This window comes from Propionivibrio limicola, from assembly GCF_009469695.1.
In the GTDB taxonomy this organism is placed as follows: Bacteria; Pseudomonadota; Gammaproteobacteria; order Burkholderiales; family Rhodocyclaceae; genus Propionivibrio; species Propionivibrio limicola.
The window spans coordinates 1-1,015 of record NZ_SSSR01000042.1; the positions used below are offsets into that span (position 1 = coordinate 1).

The following is a 1,015-nucleotide window of genomic DNA, read 5'->3' on the forward strand; positions in this document are numbered from 1 at the left end:
GAACAAGCCCGTGACGAACTGCTCGACTGGCACGGTTCGGGCATGTCGGTCATGGAGATGTCGCACCGCGGCAAGGAATACATGAGCATTCAGGCCGACGCCGAAGCCGACCTGCGCGAGCTGATGGGCATCCCGGCCAACTACAAGGTGCTGTTCCTGCAGGGCGGTGCGTCGACGCAGTTCGCGATGATCCCGATGAACCTGCTGCGCGGCAAAGCTTCCGCCGACTACCTGAACACCGGCGTCTGGTCGGCGAAGGCGATCAAGGAAGCGAAGAAATTCGGCGGCGTTAACGTGGTCGCCTCGTCCGAAGACAAGAGTTTCACCTATGCCCCGGCGCAGGAGGCCTGGAAGCTCGACCCGAACGCCGCCTACGTGCACTACACGACGAACGAGACGATCGGCGGCGTCGAACTGTTCTGGACGCCGGAAACCGGCGACGTGCCGCTGGTCGCCGACATGTCCTCGAACATCCTGTCGCGCCCGATCGATGTCTCGAAATTCGGGCTGATCTACGCGGGCGCGCAGAAGAACATCGGCCCGGCCGGTTTGACCATCGTCATCGTGCGTGACGACCTGCTCGGCCAGACGCTGCCCGGCACGCCGACGATGTTCGACTACAAGCTGCAGGCCGACAACGACTCGATGTACAACACGCCGCCGACCTACGCCATCTACATCGCCGGCCTCGTCTTCAAGTGGCTGAAAGCCCAAGGCGGCGTCGCGGCCGTCGAAAAGACGAACATCGCCAAGGCCCAGTTGCTGTACGACGCGCTCGACGCTTCCGGCCTCTTCGCCTCGCACGTCGCAAGAGAAAATCGTTCGCGCATGAACATCCCGTTCACGCTGAAGGATTCATCGCTCGACGGCGAATTCCTGAAGGGCGCCGAAGCGCGCGGCATGGTCCAGCTCAAGGGCCATCGTAGCGTCGGCGGCATGCGCGCCTCGATCTACAACGCGATGCCGGTTGAAGGCGTGCAGAAGCTGGTCGAGTACATGAAGGAATTCGAGAAAA

Annotated in this window: 1 protein-coding gene; it reads left to right on the plus strand. The window is 62.3% G+C overall.

Annotation, left to right across the window (positions count from 1 at the left end; genetic code table 11):
• Positions 1-1,015 (plus strand): 3-phosphoserine/phosphohydroxythreonine transaminase (gene serC, locus GH659_RS14710; RefSeq protein ID WP_153112187.1); only part of this gene is annotated, 1,015 nt, incomplete at both ends.